This is a genomic window from Dyella sp. (genome assembly GCF_036568765.1).
In the GTDB taxonomy this organism is placed as follows: domain Bacteria; phylum Pseudomonadota; class Gammaproteobacteria; order Xanthomonadales; family Rhodanobacteraceae; genus GSA-30.
On record NZ_DATCRY010000011.1, the window covers coordinates 1 to 3,315 of the forward strand.

Sequence of the window (3,315 nt, forward strand, 5' to 3'; positions counted from 1 at the left end):
CCCCCGCCAGGTCAGTTGCTGGATTACCCACACCAGCGAGCGCACCCACGAGGTCATCCGAGGCGCGCTGGACCGCTCTCCGCTCTATACCGGTCAGATCGAAGGCATCGGCCCGCGCTACTGCCCTTCGATCGAGGACAAGGTGGTGCGCTTCGCCGAGAAGTCGTCGCATCAGATCTTTATCGAGCCCGAAGGCCTGGATACCTTCGAGATCTATCCCAATGGGATTTCCACCTCGCTGCCGTACGACGTGCAGTTGGCCCTGGTGCATTCGATCCCGGGCTTCGAGCGCGCACACATCACGCGCCCCGGCTACGCCATCGAATACGACTATTTCGACCCACGCGGCATGCATCCGTGGCTCGAGACCAAAAGCATTCCGGGCTTGTATTTCGCCGGCCAGATCAACGGCACGACCGGCTATGAGGAGGCAGGTGCGCAAGGTCTGATCGCCGGACTCAATGCGGCGCTCGCCGTACAGGGCAAGTCGCCCTGGTATCCGCGTCGCGACGAGGCCTATATCGGCGTGCTGATCGACGACCTGACCAGCAACGGTACGATCGAGCCGTATCGCATGTTCACCTCGCGTGCGGAGTACCGCCTGCATCTGCGCGAAGACAACGCCGATCTGCGCTTGACCGAAACCGGCCATGCGCTCGGCGTCGTACCGAGCGAGCGGTTCGATGCATTGCGCGCAAAGCGCGAGGCGGTCGAGCGCGAAACACAGCGATTGGGCACGCTCTGGGCAGCTCCGACCAATGCGCTGGGCGCAGCGATCGAGCGCCAGCTCGGCATCGCGGTCAGCCGTGAGACGAACGCGCTCGATCTGCTGCGCCGCCCCGAACTCGACTATGCAAGGCTGATGGAAGTCACCGAGCTCGGCCCCGGAGTGGAGCGCGAGGATGTCGCCGCGCAGGTCGAAGTGCAAACCAAGTACGCCGGCTACCTGGAGCGGCAACACGAGGAAATCGAGCGCCAGCGGCGCCACGAGCACACCGCGATCCCCGCGAACTTCGATTACGACAAGGTACGCGGACTGTCGGCCGAGGTCCTGCTCAAGCTCAAACGCAGCCAGCCGGCAACAGTCGGCCAGGCATCACGCATCAGCGGCGTGACGCCTGCGGCTATCTCGCTGCTTTTAGTGCATTTGAAGAGGAAGGCGGCCGCTTAACTCCCGTCAGGGGCGAGGGCGCAAGCCCGAATACCGACGCACAACGAAACTGACGGAAGCGCACTTCGTACGCTTACAGTTATCGCTGCAGCCGGACAATAGCGCCCTCGCTACTCGTCCCTCACCCCTTCTGGCGACCCGAACGACTTCAGCAGTCTCACACCATCACGCAAGCATGGCATCATCCACGTTTTACCCCCATTGACGCGGAGTCCTACGATGGAAATCTGGATCGGACGGGATGGCGAGCGCCACGGCCCGTACAAGGAAGGCGATGTCAGGCAGTGGCTGCGCAGCGGGCAGGTATCGCGCGACGATCTGGGTTGGTACGAAGGGCTGGCCGACTGGCAGCCGCTATCGGTGCTGTTCCCCGAAGAACGCCCTTCCGCAGCGCCGCCGCCGATGCAGAGCACCCCTGCCTCGCCCTACAGCGCACCGCCGATGCCGCAGGCCGTTACTACGACGGCGCTGGAAGACTACGCCGGCTTCTGGCAACGCTTCGGTGCCTGGGTGATCGACCTGGCCGTTCTGCTGATACCGGCAGCCATCATTTATCAGTCGATGGGTGGGTTCACGGCATACATGACACTGCTGGGGCATATCCGCGAGGGCATGACGGCCGGCCCGGAAATGACCGAAGCGATGAAGGCCTACGCCGAGGCCACACGCCCGGCATCGATCGCAGTGGTACTGCTGGGTTTCTTGTACTACTCGTTGTTCGAAGCGTCCAAATGGCAGGCAACCCCGGGCAAGCTGGCGCTGGGTATCCGCGTGACCGACCTCAATGGTCAACGCCTGTCGATCGGCCGCAGTGCGCTGCGCAACGCCGTACGGCTGTTGAATCTGCTGAGCGGGCTGCTGGCCTTGATTTGTTATCTGCCGGTCGCCTGGACGCAGCGCAAACAAGGGTTGCACGACATGGTCGCCAGCACGCTGGTGCTCAACGGCCGGGTCAGCGCACAGACGGCGCAATCGAGCCGGACCAGCAGCCATACCTCGACCAACGGCTCATTCGACGCATAAGCCCGGCCGTGCCTGACTTCGCAAACGCGCCGCTTGCCGGCGCGTTTTTTATGCGGCAGTGCTTTTTATACGGCTTGGACGACCTTGTATGATGTCCGGTCCGGCACGGGAACTTAACCGCCCGCGCCGGTGCAGACCTCCAAAGGAACGTTTACAGACTCATGCTCAGCATCGAACAACGCATCGCCCAGGACATCGCCGCCAAGCCCGAGCAAGTACACGCTGCTGTCGACTTGCTCGACGGGGGCGCCACCGTGCCGTTCATTGCGCGCTACCGCAAAGAAGCCACCGGCGGACTGGACGACACGCAGTTGCGCCTGCTCGAAGAACGCCTGCGTTACCTGCGCGAGCTGGAAGACCGACGCGGCGCGATCCTGGCCAGCATCGAGGAACAGGGCAAGCTGACCGACGCCCTGAAGCGCGACATTCTAGACGCCGACACCAAGGCGCGACTGGAAGACCTCTACCTGCCCTACAAGCCCAAGCGCCGCACCAAGGCGCAGATCGCGCGCGAGGCAGGATTGGAACCGCTGGCGACCACGCTGCGCGACGATCCCACCCAGTCGCCCGAGACGCTCGCGGCGGACTATGTGGATGCCGACAAGGGCGTCGCCGATGTGCGTGCCGCGCTCGACGGCGCGCGCGCCATCCTGATGGAATCGATCGCCGAGGACGCGCACCTGGTCGGCGAGCTGCGCGACTGGCTGTGGGACAAGGGCCAGATCCGCGCCAAGGTCGTCGCGGGCAAGGAAAATGAAGGCGCCAAGTTCCGCGACTATTTCGACCACGTCGAACCGATCGCCAAAATTCCCTCGCACCGCTTGCTCGCATTGATGCGCGCGCGCAACGAAGGGGTGATCGAACTGGAACTCGCACCGGCGCTGGACGCCGAGCAAGGCCACGCCGAAGGCGAAAGCCGCGTTGCCGGGCATGCCGGCATCTTCGACCGCGGTCGCGCCGCCGATGCCTGGCTGCGCGAAACGGTACGCCTCACCTGGCGCGTCAAGTTGCATCTGCACCTGACGCTCGATTTGTTCGGCAAGGTCCGCGAAACCGCCGAGGACGAGGCGATCCGTGTATTCGGCGAGAACCTCAAGGATCTCTTGCTGGCCGCACCCGCC

At 63.9% G+C, this 3,315-nt stretch carries 3 protein-coding genes; all 3 read left to right on the forward strand.

Translation table 11 applies throughout. The features are described 5' to 3' along the window. The coding region (gene mnmG / locus VIM98_RS00725; protein WP_331991170.1) for a tRNA uridine-5-carboxymethylaminomethyl(34) synthesis enzyme MnmG at window positions 1-1,171 on the forward strand (1,171 nt) is incomplete at its 5' end. A gap of 219 nt (window positions 1,172-1,390) precedes the next feature. Then, window positions 1,391-2,194, forward strand: a complete 804-nt coding sequence (locus VIM98_RS00730) for an RDD family protein (RefSeq protein ID WP_331991171.1) — start codon at window positions 1,391-1,393, stop codon at window positions 2,192-2,194. Window positions 2,195-2,355: 161 nt separating this feature from the next. Next, the coding region (locus VIM98_RS00735; RefSeq protein WP_331991172.1) for a Tex-like N-terminal domain-containing protein at window positions 2,356-3,315 on the forward strand (960 nt) is incomplete at its 3' end.

Excerpts from the sequence above, each read along its gene's own strand:
- VIM98_RS00730 (WP_331991171.1), top strand. The coding sequence starts at position 1,391 with ATGGAAATCTGGATCGGACGGGATGGCGAGCGCCACGGCCCGTACAAG.